Annotated in this window: 17 protein-coding genes; 9 read left to right on the top strand and 8 right to left on the bottom strand. The window is 59.2% G+C overall.

Translation table 11 applies throughout. From position 1 onward, the window contains the following. Positions 1-241 precede the first annotated feature (241 nt). Together ACLD1Y_RS01490 and ACLD1Y_RS01485 are read right to left on the bottom strand one after the other, a co-directional pair. Positions 242-880: a peroxiredoxin gene (locus ACLD1Y_RS01490; protein ID WP_003195267.1), complete on the bottom strand. Its 639-nt coding sequence runs from the start codon at positions 878-880 to the stop codon at positions 242-244. Positions 881-1,170: 290 nt separating this feature from the next. Then, positions 1,171-2,571 carry an OprD family porin gene (locus ACLD1Y_RS01485; protein ID WP_429474807.1) on the bottom strand — a complete coding sequence of 467 codons (1,401 nt, stop codon included), beginning with the start codon at positions 2,569-2,571 and terminating at the stop codon, positions 1,171-1,173. Between the two features lie 371 nt (positions 2,572-2,942). On the opposite strand from ACLD1Y_RS01485, the gene tauA reads away from it, so the two are divergent. Next, the gene (gene tauA / locus ACLD1Y_RS01480) at positions 2,943-3,929 is read left to right on the top strand and encodes a taurine ABC transporter substrate-binding protein (RefSeq protein ID WP_429474805.1); all 987 of its coding nucleotides are present in this window, start codon (positions 2,943-2,945) and stop codon (positions 3,927-3,929) included. 129 nt (positions 3,930-4,058) lie between these two features. Here the strand turns inward: tauA and argA are convergent, their stop codons facing one another. Both argA and argE read right to left on the bottom strand, forming a co-directional pair. After that, positions 4,059-5,360, bottom strand: coding sequence for an amino-acid N-acetyltransferase (argA, locus tag ACLD1Y_RS01475; protein WP_429474803.1), 1,302 nt, complete (start codon positions 5,358-5,360; stop codon positions 4,059-4,061). A gap of 135 nt (positions 5,361-5,495) precedes the next feature. Beyond that, positions 5,496-6,644, bottom strand: coding sequence for an acetylornithine deacetylase (argE, locus tag ACLD1Y_RS01470; RefSeq protein ID WP_185709779.1), 1,149 nt, complete (start codon positions 6,642-6,644; stop codon positions 5,496-5,498). Between the two features lie 158 nt (positions 6,645-6,802). Here argE and ACLD1Y_RS01465 point away from each other — a divergent pair, with 158 nt between their 5' ends. Further along, on the top strand, positions 6,803-8,170 hold the full coding sequence (locus ACLD1Y_RS01465) for an inorganic triphosphatase (RefSeq protein ID WP_135290694.1): 1,368 nt from the start codon (positions 6,803-6,805) through the stop codon (positions 8,168-8,170). Between the two features lie 19 nt (positions 8,171-8,189). Here ACLD1Y_RS01465 and ACLD1Y_RS01460 read toward each other — a convergent pair whose 3' ends face one another. Next, complete coding sequence (locus tag ACLD1Y_RS01460; protein WP_429474800.1) at positions 8,190-8,660, bottom strand: Lrp/AsnC family transcriptional regulator; 471 nt, start codon at positions 8,658-8,660, stop codon at positions 8,190-8,192. Between the two features lie 127 nt (positions 8,661-8,787). On the opposite strand from ACLD1Y_RS01460, the gene ACLD1Y_RS01455 reads away from it, so the two are divergent. The 7 genes from ACLD1Y_RS01455 (at position 8,788) to ACLD1Y_RS01425 (ending at position 14,874) form a co-directional block, all read left to right on the top strand. Further along, on the top strand, positions 8,788-9,126 hold the full coding sequence (locus ACLD1Y_RS01455; protein WP_429474798.1) for a hypothetical protein: 339 nt from the start codon (positions 8,788-8,790) through the stop codon (positions 9,124-9,126). An 83-nt stretch (positions 9,127-9,209) separates the two neighbouring features. Further along, positions 9,210-10,889, top strand: a complete 1,680-nt coding sequence (locus tag ACLD1Y_RS01450; protein WP_429474796.1) for a GspE/PulE family protein — start codon at positions 9,210-9,212, stop codon at positions 10,887-10,889. Between the two features lie 77 nt (positions 10,890-10,966). Beyond that, positions 10,967-11,887 carry an SPFH domain-containing protein gene (locus tag ACLD1Y_RS01445; RefSeq protein ID WP_105521176.1) on the top strand — a complete coding sequence of 307 codons (921 nt, stop codon included), beginning with the start codon at positions 10,967-10,969 and terminating at the stop codon, positions 11,885-11,887. A 4-nt stretch (positions 11,888-11,891) separates the two neighbouring features. Next, positions 11,892-12,338, top strand: a complete 447-nt coding sequence (locus tag ACLD1Y_RS01440) for an NfeD family protein (RefSeq protein WP_429474793.1) — start codon at positions 11,892-11,894, stop codon at positions 12,336-12,338. A gap of 69 nt (positions 12,339-12,407) precedes the next feature. Then, entirely contained in the window at positions 12,408-12,722 is a 315-nt protein-coding gene (locus ACLD1Y_RS01435; RefSeq protein ID WP_003176799.1) for a DUF2388 domain-containing protein, read from the top strand. Positions 12,723-12,906: 184 nt separating this feature from the next. Further along, positions 12,907-13,572 (top strand): outer membrane protein, encoded by a 666-nt coding sequence (locus ACLD1Y_RS01430; protein ID WP_429474791.1) that lies wholly within the window; start codon positions 12,907-12,909, stop codon positions 13,570-13,572. Positions 13,573-13,731: 159 nt separating this feature from the next. After that, a complete protein-coding gene (locus ACLD1Y_RS01425) occupies positions 13,732-14,874 on the top strand; it encodes a DegT/DnrJ/EryC1/StrS family aminotransferase (RefSeq protein ID WP_429474788.1) in 1,143 nt (380 codons plus the stop codon). A gap of 65 nt (positions 14,875-14,939) precedes the next feature. On the opposite strand, the gene gcvH is transcribed toward ACLD1Y_RS01425, so the two are convergent. The 3 genes from gcvH to ACLD1Y_RS01410 form a co-directional block, all read right to left on the bottom strand. After that, positions 14,940-15,326 (bottom strand): glycine cleavage system protein GcvH, encoded by a 387-nt coding sequence (gene gcvH, locus ACLD1Y_RS01420; protein ID WP_429474786.1) that lies wholly within the window; start codon positions 15,324-15,326, stop codon positions 14,940-14,942. Positions 15,327-15,379: 53 nt separating this feature from the next. Beyond that, the gene (gene gcvT, locus ACLD1Y_RS01415; RefSeq protein ID WP_429474783.1) at positions 15,380-16,462 is read right to left on the bottom strand and encodes a glycine cleavage system aminomethyltransferase GcvT; all 1,083 of its coding nucleotides are present in this window, start codon (positions 16,460-16,462) and stop codon (positions 15,380-15,382) included. 156 nt (positions 16,463-16,618) lie between these two features. After that, entirely contained in the window at positions 16,619-18,235 is a 1,617-nt protein-coding gene (locus tag ACLD1Y_RS01410) for an ABC transporter permease (protein WP_429474781.1), read from the bottom strand. Positions 18,236-18,388: the final 153 nt, after the last annotated feature.

Genomic DNA, 18,388 nt, shown 5'->3' with positions numbered 1-18,388 from the left:
AGATTTATATATCTTTAAATCTTATTTTTTCATGTGTTTATTCTTTAAATGCATATACGATTTATGAATCGCCAGGCGAAAAAAAAGGCCGATAAAACGGCCTGAAAACCCCTGCATTGTGAGACGGGTGCTGCTTGATAGATGTGGTGTCAGTGATGGCGCTATCGCGGGCAAGCCCGCTCCCACAGTTGACCGCATTCCCCCTGTGGGAGCGGGCTTGCCCGCGATAGCGGTTTCAGCCTTAACGATTGGGCTGAGGGGTCAGGCGCAGGTATGGCTTCACCGCGCGGTAGCCCTTGGGAAAGCGCTTCTTGATCTCTTCCTCATCCTTGAGCGACGGCACGATCACCACTTCATCACCGTCCTGCCAGTTGGCCGGAGTGGCGACTTTGTGGTTGTCGGTCAGCTGCAACGAGTCGATGACCCGCAGGATTTCATGGAAGTTACGGCCGGTGCTGGCTGGGTAGGTAATGGTCAGGCGAATCTTCTTGTTCGGGTCGATCACGAACAGGGAGCGCACGGTGAGGGTGTCACTGGCATTCGGGTGGATCAGGTCGTAGAGGTCGGACACTTTGCGATCGGCATCGGCCAGGATCGGGAAGTTGACCACGGTGTTCTGGGTTTCGTTGATGTCTTCGATCCACTTGTGGTGCGAGTCCACCGGGTCCACCGACAGGGCGATGGCCTTGACGCCACGCTTGGCGAATTCGTCCTTGAGCTTGGCGGTAAAACCCAGCTCGGTGGTGCACACCGGGGTGAAGTCCGCCGGGTGGGAAAACAACACACCCCAGCTATCGCCCAGCCATTCGTGGAAACGAATCTTGCCGGCGCTGGAATCCTGTTCGAAGTCGGGGGCGATATCGCCCAGTCTTAGGCTCATGGTGTGGCTCCTGGTGAGTGCTTATGGAGCCTACTGTGCATGGATTGGGGATTATTTAAAAAGAATAAATATCGATTTATCTAGACGATAAAAGAATATTAAAAATGTGTTCATTGGACGTTGCGACGGGCAGGGAGCAACATCCGCTTCAAGGTTCGAGAAGGCCTTGAGACGCTGTAAAAGAGGGGTTCAGGAAGGGCTTGCGGGGGTTTAGCCTGACTTGAAAGCAAAACACCTTGCCCGGCATCGCGCCGGGCAAGGTTTTACAGGCTTACAACAGCTTCACGCTACTAGAACAGTGGCAGCGAGTAGCTGACGATCAGGCGGTTTTCGTCCTGATTGCGTTGGCCGGCAATGTCGTTGCGCCATACCGCGTTTTTCCAGGCAACACCAACGTTCTTCAGTGGGCCTTCTGGTACGACGTAGGCAACAGTGATGTCACGTTCCCACTCGTTCGCGCCGTTGGAGTTGGTAGCAACCTGCGCAGTGCCGGTGTTACCACGGGTGTCGATGTTGTCGCCACGCAGGTAAACCACACCAGCGGTCAGGCCAGGTACGCCAATCTTGGCGAAGTCATAAGCGTAGCGAGCTTGCCAAGTACGCTCACCAGAGCGGGCGAACTTGGAGATCTGCGAGTCAGTGGTCAGGTAAGCCGACGAACCGTCGCCTTGGTTCAGCCACGGGAAGTCGCTGTCGCCGTTGCTGACTTGGTAACCACCACCGAAGGTGTGACCGGCAACCGAGTACAGGAACAAGCCGCTGTACAGGTTGTTATCGACTTTACCTTTGACGATGTTAGCGCCAGCTGCGTTAGTGCCGTAGTCACCGCTGGTGTAGTAGTTGGCTTCGTTGCTGTTGTTACCATCTGCGCGGCTGTTGAAGTAGCGCAGGTCGGTTTTCAACACGCCAGGACCAATTGCCCAGTTGTGCAGCAGGCCCAGGAAGTGTTGCTTGTAGAATTGGTCCAGGTTGCCGTAGTAGTACTGGGCAGTCAGGTCCTTGGTGATTTTGTAGTCACCACCGGCGTAGAGGAACTTGTTGCTGTCGCGGCCATTGGCGGTACGGCCGTTGGCGCCAGCGATGGACAGGTTCTCATTGTTGCTGGAGTTACGACCCTTGGCTTTTTCGATCTGACCGGCAACCAGTGTCAGGTCCTTGATGTCGCCAGAAGTGATCTGGCCGCCCTGGAAGGTTTGCGGCAGCAGACGACCGTCGTTGGTCACGATAACCGGCAGCTTAGGCTGCAGGGTGCCCAATTTCAGTTCGGTCTGGGAGATCTTGGCTTTGGCGGTCAGGCCCAGGCTGGAGTAGTTATCAACGGCTTCGCCGTTGGACTTGCTCGGGAAAACCGTGCCGCCGTAGGAACCGTAGTTGGTAGCGCTCTTGGCAGTAGCGCCGTTGGTACCGCCGCCCGAATCCAGACGCACGCCCAGCAGGCCGATCGCATCAAGACCGAAGCCCACGGTGCCTTGGGTGTAACCGGAAGTGAAACGCAGGTCGAAAGCCTGGCCCCATTCTTCTTGCTTGTTCTGTGCTTTGGCCGCTTTGGTAGCGTCGTCACGGTTGTCAGTGTTGATGTAGAAGTTACGCAGACCCAGAGTGGCCTTGCTGTCTTCGATGAAACCGGCAGCGCCTGCTTGCTGGGCGATTGCGCCCAAAGCTACAGCCAAAGCCAAGGTGGACTTCTTCATGTACCGCTCCTCTCATTTCTAATTTTTGTATTTCTTTGGTCTCGGGTCTGACGCCCTCGATCCACAGATGCGCGATTAGCACCGGATAGTGACTACCAAGTCAATCGTAACCTGGTGTGTCTACTACCTTCGTCTAACCACAGTTGATTTGGTCCCTGCAGGGTAATGAGTTTTTCATACACCCAAAAAGAATTATTTCATTCTTTTTCATACGATTCAGGAATAAGCCAGCTCAACACTCAGGACCGGTCAGAGTAGACGACCCGCTCCATAAGCTAATTCCTAAAGGGTATTTGTTAGAGCTTTTTTAGATCGATTAGTGTGGCCGTACTGTTTCATACGTCACCCACGATCAAAAAGGCGACGCCATCATGGCCAAACGCATATCCTCCCGTCAATTTGTTACAGTTTTTGTGTCACTAATAGTTTCTTTTAGTGTCAGCGCTGCTGAATTAACCATCGGCTACCAAACCGGCATCGACCCAAGCAAGGTGCCCCAGGCCGACGGACTCTATGAAAAAGCCATCGGCGAGAAGATCGCCTGGCGTCGATTCAACAGTGGTCCGGAAGTCGTAACGGCCATCGCCTCGGGTGATGTGCAAATCGGCAACCTGGGCTCCAGCCCTCTCGCAGCAGCGGCTTCGCGCAATCTACCGATCGTGGCATTTATCGTATCGGCGCAGATCAATGCTTCTGAAGCCTTGGTAGTGCGCAACGGCAGCGGCATCGACAAACCTGAAGACCTGGTCGGCAAAACCATCGCCACACCCTTTGTCTCGACCTCTCATTACAGCCTGCTAGGTGCGTTGAAGCACTGGGGGCTGGACAGCAAAAAAGTCAAAGTGGTGAACCTGCAACCGGCCGAAATCGCGGCGGCCTGGAAGCGTGGCGACATCGATGGCGCATTCGTGTGGTCACCGGCGCTGGGCGAGATCCGCAAGACCGGCAAAACCCTGACAGACGCGGCCCAGGTGGGCCAGTGGGGCGCACCGACGTTCGAAGTGTGGGTGGCGCGCAAGGATTTTGCGGAAAAACATCCTGACATAGTGGCCAAGTTTGCCAAGGTCACACTGGACTCATTCGCGGACTACGCCGCCCATAAGGAGGGTTGGACGGTGGGTTCAGAGCCGGTGCAGAAAATCGCCAAATTGACAGGTTCCAATGCCGCCGACATTCCTGAATTACTCGCCGGCACGACATTTCCAGATGCGCGGGCACAGCAAACCGATGCGCTGCTTAAAGGCGGCACGGCGAAGGCGATTGGGGAGACGGCGAAGTTTTTGAAGGAACAGGGCAAGGTTGAGGCGGTGCTGCCCGATTATTCGGCCTTTGTGACCGACAAATTTGTTCGAGACTAAACGCAATCCAATGTGGGAGCGGGCTTGCTCGCGAAAGCGGTGGGTCAGTCAACATATCTGTGCCTGACGCTCCGTATTCGCGAGCAAGCCCGCTCCCACATTTAGACCGCGTGTATTTCTAGTCCTGGTTTACAGGGCCTTTTCGAAGATCTTCGAATTACGCTGGTAGTTGTACAGCGACGCCCGCGCCGATGGCAGACGGTCCACGCTGCTCGGCACAAAACCACGCTCACGGAACCAATGCGCGGTACGCGTCGTAAGCACGAACAGCGTCTTCAAGCCCTGCGCGCGAGCCCGGGTTTCGATGCGTTCCAGCAACTCATCGCCGCGCCCGCCGTGGCGGTACTCCGGGTTCACGGCCAGGCACGCCAGCTCACCGGCGTCTGAATCGGCGATCTGATACAGCGCCGCACAGGCGATGATCATGCCTTCACGCTCCACCACGCTGAACTGCTCGATCTCACGCTCCAGCACTTCCCGCGAACGGCGCACCAGAATGCCCTGTTCTTCCAGCGGGCTGATCAAATCCAGCAAGCCGCCGACGTCTTCAATCGCCGCTTCGCGCACCAGTTCGAATTGTTCCTGGGCCACCAACGTACCGCCGCCGTCCCGGGTGAACAGTTCGGTGAGCAAGGCGCCGTCTTCGGCGTAGCTGACAATATGGCTGCGCCCTACCCCGCCACGGCAAGCCTCGGCGGCCGCGTCGAGCAGCTCGGCCTGGTAGTTGCTCTTGCCCAGGCGTTGCAGATGCGCCGGCACTTGTTGTGGGCGCAACTCGCGCACCAGGCGGCCGTGCTCATCAATCAGGCCCATGTCGGCGCCAAACAGCAGCAACTTGTCGGCACCCAGGTCGATGGCGGCGCGGGTGGCGACGTCTTCGCAGGCCAGGTTGAAAATTTCACCGGTGGGCGAGTAGCCCAGGGGCGACAGCAGCACGATGGAGCGCTCGTCCAGCAGGCGATTGATGCCCTTGCGGTCGACCCGGCGCACTTCGCCGGTGTGGTGGTAGTCCACGCCCTCAAGCACGCCAATCGGCCGTGCAGTTACCAGGTTGCCGCTGGCCACCCGCAGGCGCGAGCCCTGCATGGGCGACGAGGCCATGTCCATGGACAGGCGCGCTTCGATGGCGATACGCAGGTGGCCCACCGCATCGATCACACACTCCAGCGTCGCTGCATCAGTGATGCGCAAGCCTTCGTGATAAGCCGGGATCAGGCCGCGCGCTTCAAGGCGCGCTTCGATCTGCGGGCGCGAACCGTGCACCAGTACCAAGCGCACGCCCAGGCTGTGGAGCAGCACCAGGTCGTGGACGATATTGCCGAAGTTGGGGTGTTCCACACCGTCGCCGGGCAGCATGACCACAAAGGTGCAGTCCCGGTGAGCGTTGATGTAGGGGGAAGCGTGACGAAGCCAATTAACGTAGTCGGGCATAACACCTGGGCCTGTAATAAAAAGCAGCCGAAAAAGGATGAATCGTGAAAACGCACAGCGGGCTGATGGTTATCGTCGGAACAGGCTTGGCGACACGCTCGCTCTCCTTCTATGTACGAACAAGCAGGGGTTAATTTATGCAGGTTTCAGGCAGTAATGTTCGATCAGTTCCCGCAATAGACGCACTGTAGGCGTCAAGCGTGACATTTCGAGGTACTCGCCCGGCTGGTGGGCGCAGGCAATATCGCCAGGGCCAAGTACCAGGGTTTCGCAACCAAGGCGCTGAAGATAAGGCGCTTCGGTGCCGAACGCTACTGCTTCGGCACGATGACCGGTCAATCGTTCCGCAACCCGCACCAACTCGGCATCTTCCGGTTGCTCGAACGGCGGCACCTCGGGGAACAACGGCGCGTAGTCGATCTTGACCTGATGGCGCTCGGCCAAGGGTTGCAGCTTTTGCCGAATGGCATCGCGCAACACTTGGGGGTCCATTCCCGGCAGGGGGCGCAGGTCGAACTCCAGGGAGCACTGGCCGCAGATGCGGTTGGGGTTGTCGCCACCGTGGATGCAGCCAAAGTTCATGGTCGGCTGCGGCACGCTGAATTGCGGATTGCGGTACTCGCGTTGCCAAGCCAGGCGCAGGCCGCGCAACTCGCCGATAGCGTCGTGCATGGCTTCGAGGGCGCTGTGGCCCAGGCTTGGGTCCGACGAATGGCCGCTTTGGCCAAGGATGTCGATGCGTTCCATCATCACGCCTTTGTGCAAGCGGATCGGCTTGAGGCCCGTGGGCTCGCCGATCACTGCAGCGCGGCCCAAGGGGCGCCCCGCTTCGGCCAACGCACGGGCGCCGGACATGGAGCTTTCTTCATCGCAGGTGGCCAGAATCAGCAGCGGTTGCTTGAACGGCTGGTCCAGCAGCGGCAACACGGCCTCGATGGCCAAGGCGAAAAAACCCTTCATGTCGCAACTGCCAAGGCCTACCCAGCGGCCGTCGACTTCCGTCAGCTTGAGCGGATCGGTCTTCCACAGTGCAGCATCATAAGGAACGGTGTCGCTATGACCCGCCAGCACCAGGCCGCCAGGGCCGCTGCCGAAACTGGCCAGCAGGTTGAACTTGCCGGGGCTGACTTGTTGGATGTCGATGGCGAAACCCAGATCCCCCAGCCAGCCGGCAAGCAAATCGATCACCGGGCGGTTGCTCTGGTCGAGAGACGCTTGGGTGCAACTGACCGACGGCGCGGCAATCAGCGCGGCGAACTGCTCTTTCATGGACGGTAACGGCATGCGCGGTCTCTCAACTTCCCGGATGAGCCCCACTATAGAGCCATCTGTACGACACAATAAACCGTTGCGGCACGTTGCCGGGCTCAGTCCTGTACACTGCACGACCTTGGCAGCCACACTTTTCCCCGGCTGCGCTCCCGATCCTGGATTTTCCGGCCATGCAGAAAGAAACCGAAATCAAGCTCCGCGTCAGCCGCGAAACACTCGCCGCGCTGCGTGAGCACCCGTTACTGAAAAAACGCAACAAAAGTGGCTGGGAACGCCGTGAGTTGATGAACCAGTATTTCGACACCCCCGAGCGCGACCTGGCCCAGGCCAAAGTCGCCCTGCGCCTGCGCAAGGACGGTGACGCCATTATCCAGACCCTCAAGACCCGCGGCCAAAGCATCGCCGGCTTGTCGGAACGCAACGAGTACAACTGGGACCTGCCCAAAGCCAAGCTCGACGTGAAGAAACTCGACGGCGAATGCTGGCCCGAGCAACTGGCTGAGCTGGACAAAAAGACCCTCAAGCCGATCTTCACCACTGACTTCGTGCGTGAGCGCGCCGAAATCGCCTGGGGCCGTGGCAAGGCCAAGGTCGTGATCGAAGCGGCCCTGGACCTGGGCCACGTAGTAGTCGGCAAACAGAAAGAAGAAATCTGCGAGCTGGAACTGGAACTGCGCGAAGGCGAACCGGCTGCCCTGCTGGAACTGGCCGCCGAACTGGCCGCCACTTTGGCGCTGATGCCGTGCGATATCAGCAAGGCCGAGCGCGGCTACCGCCTGTACGACGCCAGCAGCTACTCCCTGAGCCTGCCGGCGCCGCAGATCCACGCCGAAATGCCGTTGGACGACGCCTTCGCCGCCATCATGTGGCACCTGCTCGGCAGCAGCCAGCGCCTGGCCGAGCAATACCGCTTCAACGGCCACTGGCGCCTGCTGCAAGACTGGGTCGATAACCTTGGCGAACTGCGCGCCCTGGTTGGCAGCCTCGGCCAAGCCGCGCCGCGCCAATCCACCAGCGAACTGCGCAGCGCACTCGATGCCCTGCTGGAAGACTGGCGCCCACTGGTACAAGCCGGTGACGACGACGAAGACATCCGCAAAGCCGCTCCAGAGCAATTCGCCGAAGAACTGGAAGACGTGCGCTGGGGCTTGTTCTCACTGAACGCCTCCCGTTGGCTGCTGGCCCGCACCTGGACCGCCGATCGCAACGTGCGTGGCAACCGCCAGGGCGCTGCGCAAATCACCAACTGGCTGCCGCGCCTGTTGGCCGACGACGCCGTCGCCCTGCAACTGCCGCGCTACCAGCAACAACCGGAAGACCTGGCCGAGCAACTGCCACGCATCGAGCGCATTCAGGCCTGGCTGCACCATGCGCGTCATGTGGTGGATATTCCGGAGCTGGACCGTTTGTACGGCGAGCTGAACAAGCTGGTGCAACTGGCCAACCAGCCGATCACCGACGAGTCGCTGGATGCGCGGATGCATCAGGCGATTGCGGTGTATCAGAACCGGGCTTGGAAGACTTTGCTGCGTCTGTGATGCCGCTATCACCAGCCTGTCAGCGCAATACTGGCAGGCTGGTGGTGGACTTGATTTCAGAAAGCGCCACGATCGAATTGACCTCCTGAATCCCCGGCACCATCGACAGTTTTTCAAAGAAAAACCGCTCATACGCCTCGATATCCGCAGTAACAATGCGCAGCAGAAAATCCACCGCCCCCATCAGCACATAACACTCCAGCACCTCCGGAAACCCGCGAATCGCCTCGGTGAATTCCGTGAAGTTGGAGCGACCGTGGGCGTTGAGTTTCACCTCGGCGAAAATCTGCGTATTGAGGCCGATCTTCTTGCGATCCAGCAGGGTCACCTGGGCGCGAATCACGCCCTCCTCTTTAAGCCGCTGGATACGCCGCCAGCACGGTGATTGGGACAGGCCGACCTGTTCGGCAATCTGCGCACTGGACAGCGAAGCGTCCTCTTGCAGCAGGGCCAGGATGCGGCGGTCGTAGGCGTCCAGCTCGCCATGCATAAAAATACCTTTTAAGAGGGTTATCTTGAATTGATTAAGTCAAATATGCGCCATTACAGCCCATCTTAGATAAGAAATCTCCGCTGGCGAATGTAAAAATTCCTCTCATTGAACCCGGAGAGTTCCCATGCACGCCGTCGAAACCAGCCATCCTGTTACCCGCGTTGATGCGTGGGCTGTCAACAGTGCCCATTGCAAGGCGCGCTACCAGATCGTCGCCGAGGCAGAACCGGATGTGCTCTGCCGGGTGCTCAACTTTTTTGCCCTGCAATTCCTCACACCGCAGCAGGTGAATGTGAGCCGCGAAGAAGACTTACTGAACATCGAGATCGTGATCGACGGCTTGAGCTGGCACCGCGCCCAGGTGATTGGTGAAAAGATTCGTAACCTGATCAGCGTGTGCTCACTCCAGCTGTTGCCGGCGGATTGCGCAAGGCCGGAAGCGGTGCTGGGCGTCGCTCGGTAAAAGCCTGCAATACACGCTGGGAGGAAGATATTCAGAGGCTGGCTAGCCTGGGATTACGTCAGACTCCTCCCAGGAAAACCTCGATGTCCACCGATCAACGCTTGGAATTGCAGCACGTGTTGCCAGCCTTGGTCGATACCGGTTTGGTGACACCTGATCTGGCAAAACGCTTGTCAGCGCAGCCGGCAAATAACGCTCAACACCCATTGGAATGCATCGCCACACACGGCCCCTGCCTGGAAGCCCTGACGCAATGGCTGGCGCGGCATGTCGAGCAACCTTATCTGCGTATCGACCCATTAAAGATCAATGTGGCAACGCTAGTGCCGCTGATGTCCCACGGGTTCGCCCAACGTCATGGCATTCTCGCCGTGGCGGTAGACGCTCAGACAGTCACCATCGCCAGCGCCCAGCCCCATTTGACCGGTTGGGAGGCCGGGCTGGCCCAGGTGCTCAAGCGCAGGATCAGGCGTGTGGTGGCCAACCCCCAGGATATCCGGCGTTACATCGACGAGTTTTATCGGCTGGCGAAATCGGTCAGCGGGGCCGACCAGAAAATCGCGGCGCCTGGCCATTTCGAACCGCTCAACCTTGGCGCTAGCGACCAAGAGCCGGATGCCAACGACGCGCATATCGTCAATATCGTCGATTGGCTGTTGCAGTACGCCTTCGGCCAACGGGCGAGTGATATCCATATTGAGCCGTGCCGGGAACAGGGCTGCGTGCGTTTTCGCATCGATGGGCTGCTGCATGACGTCTATCAGTTTCCGCCACAGGTGACCGTGGCGGTGGTCAGCCGCCTCAAAAGCCTGGGCCGGATGAACGTGGCAGAAAAACGCAAACCGCAAGACGGCCGCGTAAAGACCAAGACGCCGGCCGGTATCGAAGTCGAATTGCGCCTCTCTACCCTGCCCACAGCCTTTGGCGAGAAACTGGTGATGCGGATTTTCGACCCGCAGGTGCTGCTCAAGGGCTTCGACCAGTTGGGTTTGTCCAACGAGGATCAGCAGCGCTGGCAGAGCATGACGCGCCAGGCCAACGGTATCCTCCTGGTCACCGGCCCGACCGGTTCGGGTAAGACCAGCACGCTCTACACCACGCTCAGGCAACTGGCGACCCGAGACGTCAACCTGTGCACGGTGGAAGACCCTATCGAAATGGTAGAGCCGACGTTCAACCAGATGCAGGTGCAGCACAATATCGACCTGACCTTTGCCAGCGGCCTGCGTGCCCTGCTGCGTCAAGACCCGGACATCATCATGGTGGGCGAAATCCGCGACCAGGAAACCGCCGAAATGGCGATCCAGGCCGCACTGACCGGGCACCTGGTGCTGTCGACCCTGCACACAAACGACGCACCCAGTGCCATCAGCCGTTTGCAGGAGCTGGGGATTGCTCACTATTTGATCAAGGCTACGCTTATAGGGGTGATGGCACAGCGCCTGGTGCGGGTGTTATGCCCCCAGTGCAAGCGCGCGACCGGCGAAACCTTTGAGGCCATCGGATGTGCAGACTGCCGAAACAGCGGCTACCAAGGACGCGCCGGGGTCTACGAAATAATGCTCATCGATGAGCCACTCAAGGCGCTGATCACCCCAGGGGTCGACGTACAAGCCTTGCGCCGGGCAGCCATTACGCACGGCATGCGCAGCTTGCGAATGGCTGGCATACAGAAAGTGCAGGCCGGCCTGACAACAATGGCGGAAGTCTTGCGGGTAACGCCTGGGGATTCAGAAACAAATCCTTTGATTGTCAGGGCCTGAAACCGTTCTTATCCGTGACGAGACCGTTACAATCGGCCGACCGTCGCTTCACTGACACCACTAGATAGGGAATCGTTATGCAGATCGGAACCGTACTGCTTCTTTTCGTGGGTTTGGCCGTGGCCATCCTGTTCATGGGCTTCAAGGTGGTCCCTCAGGGCTACCAGTGGACCGTCGAGCGTTTCGGCCGCTACACCAACACCCTCAAGCCCGGCCTGAACATCATTATCCCGGTCATGGACCGCATCGGTCGCAAGATCAACGTGATGGAAAGCGTGTTGGATATTCCGCCGCAGGAAGTCATCACCGCTGACAACGCCACCGTGCAGATCGACGCCGTGTGCTTTTTCCAGGTGGTCAACACCGCCCAGGCGGCCTACGAGGTCAACAACCTCGAACATGCCATCCGCAACCTGCTGCAAACCAATATCCGTACCGTACTCGGCTCCATGGAGCTGGATGCCATGCTCAGCCAGCGCGACGGCATTAACGAAAAACTGCTGAGAACCGTGGACGAAGCCACCGCGCCATGGGGCATCAAGATCACCCGTATCGAAATCAAGGATATCAGCCCGCCCGCCGACTTGATGGCCGCCATGTCCGGTCAAATGAAGGCCGAACGGATCAAGCGTGCGCAAATCCTTGAAGCCGAAGGCCTGCGGGCATCGGCGATCCTGACCGCAGAGGGCAAGAAGCAGGCGCAGATCCTGGAAGCCGAGGGTAGCCGCCAGGCTGCATTCCTTGAATCCGAAGCCCGTGAGCGTCAGGCCGAAGCCGAAGCCCGCGCCACCCAAGTGGTGTCGGAAGCGATCGCGTCGGGCAACGTACAGGCAGTCAACTATTTCGTCGCGCAAAAATACATCGATGCCTTGGGCAAGCTGGCTTCGGCCAACAACAGCAAGGTGATCCTGATGCCGCTGGAGGCCAGCCAGGTGATCGGTGCGGTCGGCGGTATCGGCGAGATCGTCAAGGCCACCTTCGACAGCAAGAAAGGCTGAGGCCATGTGGGACTTCCTGCAGCACCTGTCGTTCTGGGATTGGCCGGCACTGGGCACGGTGTTGCTGATCCTTGAGGTATTCGGTGCCGGCGGCTACCTGCTGTGGATGGGCATCGCCGCAGCGGCCGTGGGCGTGATCAAGTTCCTGGTGCCGCCCCTGGGGCTGGAGTGGCAACTGCTGCTGTTCGCCGTGTTGTCGATATTGACGGCGGTGTATTGGTGGAAACGCCAACGCAGCAGTGCCAAGGCCAGTGACCAACCGGGGCTCAACGAGCGCGGCTCTGAGTTGATCGGGCGCACCTTTGTGGTGCATCAGGCCATTGTGGACGGGCGAGGCAAGGTAAAAGTCGGTGACGGCGTGTGGATGGTCACCGGCCCCGACAGCCCTGTAGGCGCTCAAGTACGGGTGATTGGTCAGAATGGTGTGGTTTTGACGGTTGAAACTGTTTAGTCAGCGATGGAACTCGGCTGGGCTAACTACAATCATAAAGTACAGATCACCCAACCGGAGTCACCCATCATGCGTCTTAAATATGCTGTCGCAACCCTTGCTGTGCTTTCCCTTCCTGTCGGTTCAGCGATGGCCGACAGTTTCTGGCGCAATGTCATCTCGTCCGGCGCCACCACTGGCTCGACGTACCTGACATTCAAGGACCACAAGCTGGTGGTTGCCGCACAAGACGACGCCGGCAGCTTTGTTGCCAGCGACGGCGGCATCCGCGGCCCCTACCTGGAAGCCGCCATGCAGAAAGTCCGCGCCGACAACCCTGGCCTGCAAGCCACGGATATGGAGCTGGCCAACGCTATCCTCGCTAAAAACGCAGTGACCGAGTAACACTTACGCCTTACTGAAGAATGCCGCTTTCGAGCGGCATTCTTGTGATCGCTCTTACCGTCCTCGATGTTGATGGCTACGCGTTTACTCTAGTTTTCCCAACCGATCACAGATAAGTCCTGTCGAGCCACCTGGGGCAAACTTACAAGCTACGGATTCCTTTTTAAAAAGCGAATCACAGCCCATGCAAAAGTTTGTCTACGCCGCGCTTCTCACCACATTCGCAGCCTCCCACGTTCAAGCAGAAAACTGGTACGGGTCGGCGAAGCTCAACAATGCTCGCCAGAACCTTTCCAGCGCCCTGCTGACCAGCCCACGCGTAACCGAGCGCGTAGAGGCCCCCAATAGCAGCAAATCATTCGTCGCCTCCTTCGCAGCAGGCTACGCCTTCAGCGACGGCTGGCGACTGGAAGGTGAATACACGATGCCAAATAGCTCCACGTTCAAATCCTATTGGGCGCCCTTCAATGCCAACGTTAATAGCCTGCAGGTCAACAGCGAGCGCTTAATGTTCAATGGTTATAAAGACATACCGATCAACCCTTGGTTGTCGTTTTACGGCACGGCTGGGGTCGGCGTCGCTCGGATTGAAAGCGAGGGCTACCAAACCGTTGAAACCCGTCGCTTCGCCAACAATCGCCAGCATAATTTCGCCTACAGCGTGGGCATGGGACTAGACGCCAAGATCAACCAGCAGCTTACCCTCGGCGTCGGATACCGATACATCTCCTTGGGCGACGTAGAAACCGGTTACAACACATTCGCCAATCGGATTAACGCACGGGACGAGCAGCTCAAAGGCAAGCTCAAGGAACAGAATGTGTTTCTTGAAGCTCGGCTGTCCCTCTGATACACCGCCGAGCGTGTCGATTTCCAGCAGACCGGTTTTTGCCTGCACGATGACGATTCATTCACGGGAGACAGGCTATATTCAGTCGTGCCGTGCAACCATGCCGGTACTGATACGCCTCTTACTCATCGCCAATCTGAAACGGATGCCTTCGTCGTCATGAGCCAACAGCCCTTCCTGCCGTTTTCCAAACCTACCATTGATGAAGCCACCATCTCGGCGGTTGGCGATGTACTGCGCTCGGGCTGGATCACCAGCGGGCCAAAAGTGCAGGCATTCGAGGCGCAGTTGTCGGAGTACTTTGGTGGCCGGCCGGTGCGCACCTTCAATTCGGGTACCTGCACCATGGAGATTGCCTTGCGCATCGCCGGCATCGGGCCTGGCGATGAGGTCATCACCACGCCGATCTCGTGGGTCGCCACGGCCAACGTGATCCTGGAAGTCGGCGCCACTCCGATATTTGCCGACATCGACCCGGTCACCCGCAATATCGACCTGGCCCAAGTGGAAGCCGCAATCACCCCGCGCACCAAGGCCATCATCCCGGTGTACCTGGCTGGCCTGCCTCTGGACATGCCGATGCTTTACGCGCTGGCCAACAAGTACAACCTGCGCATTATCGAAGACGCCGCCCAAGCACTGGGTTCGAGCTGGGATGGCGAGCGCATCGGCGCTACGGGCGACTTTGTGTCGTTCAGCTTCCAGGCCAACAAGAACATCACTTCTTCCGAAGGTGGCTGCCTGGTGCTGAACAACGCCGAGGAAGCACGCCTGGCGGAAAAGTATCGCCTGCAGGGCGTGACCCGCACCGGCTTCGACGGCCTGGATGTGGATGTGCTGGGTGGCAAGTTCAACATGACCGATATCGCCGCCGCCATTGGCCTGGGCCAATTTGCCCATATCGAAAAGATCACTGCCCATCGCCAAAACCTGGCGCGTCACTACTTCAAATGCTTTGGCGCTGACTTTGAAGCGCAGTACGGCGCGCAACTGCCGCCAGCGGATTTCGAAAACAGCAACTGGCACCTGTTCCAACTGGTGCTGCCGGAGCGTAAGGACGGCCTGCCCGCCCGCGCTACCTTCATGGAGCAGATGCAGGCCCACGGCGTCGGCATTGGCTATCACTACCCGCCAATCCACCTGCTGAGCCTTTATCGGGCACAGGGTTTCAAGGAAGGCATGTTCCCAGTGGCGGAAAAGGTGGGGCGTTTGATCGTGTCGTTGCCGATGTTCACGGCGATGACGGAGGCGGATGTGGAGCGGTCGGTGGCGGCGGTAAAAGCGGTGCTCAAAGCAGGCTGAATACTCACGGCTGACAAACATCCAATGTGGGAGGGGCAAGCCCCCTCCCACATTTGAATCTATGTTTACTCGCCGATGGCGGCTTTGTAGCCAGCAGCATCCAGCAGTTTGGCCAGATCGCCTTCAGCATTGCTTGGCTTGAGCTTGAAGATCCATGCGCTGTAAGGCTCGGAATTCAACGACTCAGGGCTATCGGCCAGTTCTTCATTGACCGCAATCACTTCACCAGCAACCGGCGAGTAGATATCCGAGGCGGCTTTCACAGACTCCACGACGCCCGCAGTATCGCCAGCCGCAAATACCTTGCCCACTTCCGCCAACTCAACAAACACCACATCACCCAACGCTTGCTGGGCATGGTCGGAGATGCCGACGGTCACGGTGCCGTCTGCTTCCACGCGGGCCCATTCATGACTCTCGGCAAAACGCAGGTCGGCCGGGATATTGCTCATAGTCTGTGTCCTCAAGAATTAATGTCAGCGGCCTTTGGCCTGCCGGAAATAGGTTAGATCAAGGTTTTGCCATGGCGTACGAAGGTCGGCTTGACCACTCGAACCGGGTACCACTTGCCGCGGATTTCCACTTCGGCCCGATCGGCTGTTGCCGTCGGTACGCGCGCCAGGGCAATGGATTTGCTTAGCGTAGGAGAGAAACTACCACTGGTGATCTCCCCTTCGCCAACATTGGCGATACGAACCACCTGATGAGCGCGTAAAACCCCACGCTCTTCCAGCACCAGCCCGACCAATTTGAACTGCACACCCGCCGCCAGTTCGGCTTCCAGCGCAGCACGGCCAATGAAGTTGCGTTCGGCAGGCTCCCAGGCAATGCTCCAGGCCATATTGGCGGCCAAAGGCGAAACGTCCTGGTGGATATCCTGGCCGTACAGGTTCATGCCGGCTTCCAAGCGAAGGGTGTCGCGGGCACCAAGGCCGATGGGGGAAATGCCAGCGCCTACCAGGTCGTTGAAAAAGCCCGGCGCCTGATCGGCCGGCAGGACAATTTCCAGGCCGTCTTCGCCGGTGTAGCCGGTACGGGCAATAAACCAGTCGCCGTCGGCCTGGCCTTCGAAAGGCTTGAGCTGGTGGATCAGAGTACTGCGAGACTGGGTGACCAGCTCGGCGATCTTCTGCCGGGCGTGCGGGCCTTGAATCGCCAGCATCGCCAACTCGGGCCGCTCGTGCAATTGCACCTGATAGCTGCCCAATTGCGCCTGCATCCAGGCCATGTCCTGGTCGCGAGTGGCGGCGTTGACCACCAGCCGATAACCGGCGTCGGTACGGTAGACAATCATGTCGTCCACCACGCCGCCCTTGTCGTTGAGCATGGCGCTGTACAACGCACGGCCGCAGCCATGCAGACGATCCACATCATTGGCCAGCAGGTACTGCAGCCATTCCTTGGCCTGGGGGCCAGTGATATCGATCACGGTCATATGAGATACATCGAACACCCCGCAGTCGCGCCGCACCTGATGGTGCTCTTCAACTTGCGAGCCGTAATGCAGAGGCATATCCCAACCGCCAAAATCGACCATTTTCGCGCCGAGGGCGAGATGCAGGTCATACAGAGGCGTACGCTGTCCCATGGGTTTCTCCTTCCGGGCTTGGCGAAGGTGCGCAGCGTGGCTGTTTGCGCTGTACACCTTGAATTACAAGGCCTGCAGCTACTTACAGCAACCCAGTCCGAAAGACGGAGCGCACCGAATGCCGCGCATTGTAGCCGCAAGCCGTAGGACTGGCACCTAACCGATTTGCCGGGCCGAGCGTCGGATCAGCCCGATCACCGGCAGCAGGCCCACCAACACCAGGGTCAACGCCGGTAGTGAGGCCCGCGCCCACTCGCCTTCGCTGGTCATTTCAAAGATACGAACCGCCAGGGTGTCCCAGCCGAACGGGCGCATCAGCAGGGTGGCGGGCATTTCCTTGAGCACATCAACGAACACCAGCAGCGCGGCGCTCAACGTCCCCGGCAGTAACAACGGCAGATACACTTTGCAAAACAGTCGTGGCCCACTCACGCCAAGACTGCGGGCGGCTTCGGGCAGCGATGGGCGGATGCGCGCCAGGCTGTTTTCCAGCGGCCCATAGGCCACCGCCAAGAAGCGCACCAGGTACGCCAACACCAGCGCCGACAGACTGCCCAGCAGCAACGGCTTGCCCGCGCCACCCAACCAGCCGGACAAGGGCACCACCAGTTCACGGTCCAGGTAGCTGAACGCCAACATGATCGACACGGCCAGCACCGAGCCCGGCAAGGCATAGCCGACGTTGGCCAGGCTGATGCCGGAGCGGATCGCCCGTGTCGGTGCCAGGCGATTGGCGAATGCCAGCACCAGCGCCACGCTGACGGTGATCAGCGCTGCAATCCCACCCAAGTAGAGGGTGTGGACGATCAGGCCCGAATACCGCTCATCCAGGTCGAAGCGGCCACGCTGCCAGAACCACGCCACCAGTTGCAGCATCGGTATGACGAACGCGCAAGCGAACACCAACCCACACCAGCCACTGGCCGCAACCGCCTTGAACCCGCGCAGGTGATACAACGCCTTGCCCCGTGGCCGCTCATTGCTGGGTCGGCTGGCACCACGGGCGCGGCGCTCGCCGTACAGCACCACCATCACCACCAACAGCAACAGGCTGGCCAGTTGGGCCGCACTGGATAGGCTGAAAAAGCCGTACCAGGTCTTGTAGATCGCGGTGGTAAAGGTGTCGAAGTTGAACACCGAAACAGCGCCAAAATCCGCCAAGGTCTCCATCAGCGCCAAGGCCACCCCCGCCCCAATCGCTGGTCGCGCCATCGGCAGCGCTACGCGCCAGAACGCTTGCCACGGCGACTGCCCCAGCACCCGCGCCGCTTCCATCAGGCCTTTGCCCTGGGCCAGGAACGCGGTGCGCGCCAGCAAGTAGACGTAGGGGTAGAACACCAGCACCAACACGATGACCACACCACTGGTGGAACGCACGCGGGGCAGGCGCAAGCCGCTGCCGAACCATTCGCGCAACAAGGTTTGCACAGGGCCGGCGAAGTCCAGCAGGCCGACAAACACAAAGGCCAGCACATAGGCCGGAATCGCGAAGGGCAACATCAGCGCCCAATCCAGCCAGCGCCGCCCGGGGAATTCGCAGAGGCTGGTGAGCCAGGCCAGGCTGACGCCGAGCAAGGTCACGCCGACACCAACGCCCAGCACCAGGGTAAGGGTATTGCCCAGCAGACGCGGCATCTGGGTTTCCCAGAGGTGGGACCAGATTTGCGCGTCGATGCTTTGCCAGGACAGCAACAGCACGCTCAGCGGCAGCAGCACCAAGGCGGCGACGGTGAAGACCGGCAGGTACCAGCGGCGTTGGGCGGGGTGGGCCAAAGTCGGTTCTCAGTGAATGGATATCTTGAAGTCACCAAAATCCAATGTGGGAGCGGGCTTGCTCGCGAAAGCGGTGTATCAGTCACACATGTATCGACTGACACGACGCCTTCGCGAGCAAGCCCGCTCCCACATTTAGGACTGCGATGTCCT

This window comes from Pseudomonas sp. 18175, assembly GCF_050432925.1.
Lineage (GTDB): Bacteria > Pseudomonadota > Gammaproteobacteria > Pseudomonadales > Pseudomonadaceae > Aquipseudomonas.
This window is presented reverse-complemented; position numbering and strand designations above follow the sequence as displayed.

What these genes read in the sequence shown, in the direction of transcription:
- gcvT (WP_429474783.1), bottom strand. Translation starts at nt 16,462, where the DNA reads ATGGGACAGCGTACGCCTCTGTATGACCTGCATCTCGCCCTCGGCGCG.
- gcvH (WP_429474786.1), bottom strand. Translation starts at nt 15,326, where the DNA reads ATGAGCAATATCCCGGCCGACCTGCGTTTTGCCGAGAGTCATGAATGG.
- ACLD1Y_RS01445 (WP_105521176.1), top strand. Translation starts at nt 10,967, where the DNA reads ATGCAGATCGGAACCGTACTGCTTCTTTTCGTGGGTTTGGCCGTGGCC.
- tauA (WP_429474805.1), top strand. Translation starts at nt 2,943, where the DNA reads ATGGCCAAACGCATATCCTCCCGTCAATTTGTTACAGTTTTTGTGTCA.
- ACLD1Y_RS01455 (WP_429474798.1), top strand. Translation starts at nt 8,788, where the DNA reads ATGCACGCCGTCGAAACCAGCCATCCTGTTACCCGCGTTGATGCGTGG.
- ACLD1Y_RS01460 (WP_429474800.1), bottom strand. Translation starts at nt 8,660, where the DNA reads ATGCATGGCGAGCTGGACGCCTACGACCGCCGCATCCTGGCCCTGCTG.
- argE (WP_185709779.1), bottom strand. Translation starts at nt 6,644, where the DNA reads ATGCCGTTACCGTCCATGAAAGAGCAGTTCGCCGCGCTGATTGCCGCG.
- ACLD1Y_RS01485 (WP_429474807.1), bottom strand. Translation starts at nt 2,571, where the DNA reads ATGAAGAAGTCCACCTTGGCTTTGGCTGTAGCTTTGGGCGCAATCGCC.
- argA (WP_429474803.1), bottom strand. Translation starts at nt 5,360, where the DNA reads ATGCCCGACTACGTTAATTGGCTTCGTCACGCTTCCCCCTACATCAAC.
- ACLD1Y_RS01490 (WP_003195267.1), bottom strand. Translation starts at nt 880, where the DNA reads ATGAGCCTAAGACTGGGCGATATCGCCCCCGACTTCGAACAGGATTCC.
- ACLD1Y_RS01465 (WP_135290694.1), top strand. Translation starts at nt 6,803, where the DNA reads ATGCAGAAAGAAACCGAAATCAAGCTCCGCGTCAGCCGCGAAACACTC.
- ACLD1Y_RS01430 (WP_429474791.1), top strand. Translation starts at nt 12,907, where the DNA reads ATGCAAAAGTTTGTCTACGCCGCGCTTCTCACCACATTCGCAGCCTCC.
- ACLD1Y_RS01450 (WP_429474796.1), top strand. Translation starts at nt 9,210, where the DNA reads ATGTCCACCGATCAACGCTTGGAATTGCAGCACGTGTTGCCAGCCTTG.
- ACLD1Y_RS01425 (WP_429474788.1), top strand. Translation starts at nt 13,732, where the DNA reads ATGAGCCAACAGCCCTTCCTGCCGTTTTCCAAACCTACCATTGATGAA.
- ACLD1Y_RS01440 (WP_429474793.1), top strand. Translation starts at nt 11,892, where the DNA reads ATGTGGGACTTCCTGCAGCACCTGTCGTTCTGGGATTGGCCGGCACTG.
- ACLD1Y_RS01435 (WP_003176799.1), top strand. Translation starts at nt 12,408, where the DNA reads ATGCGTCTTAAATATGCTGTCGCAACCCTTGCTGTGCTTTCCCTTCCT.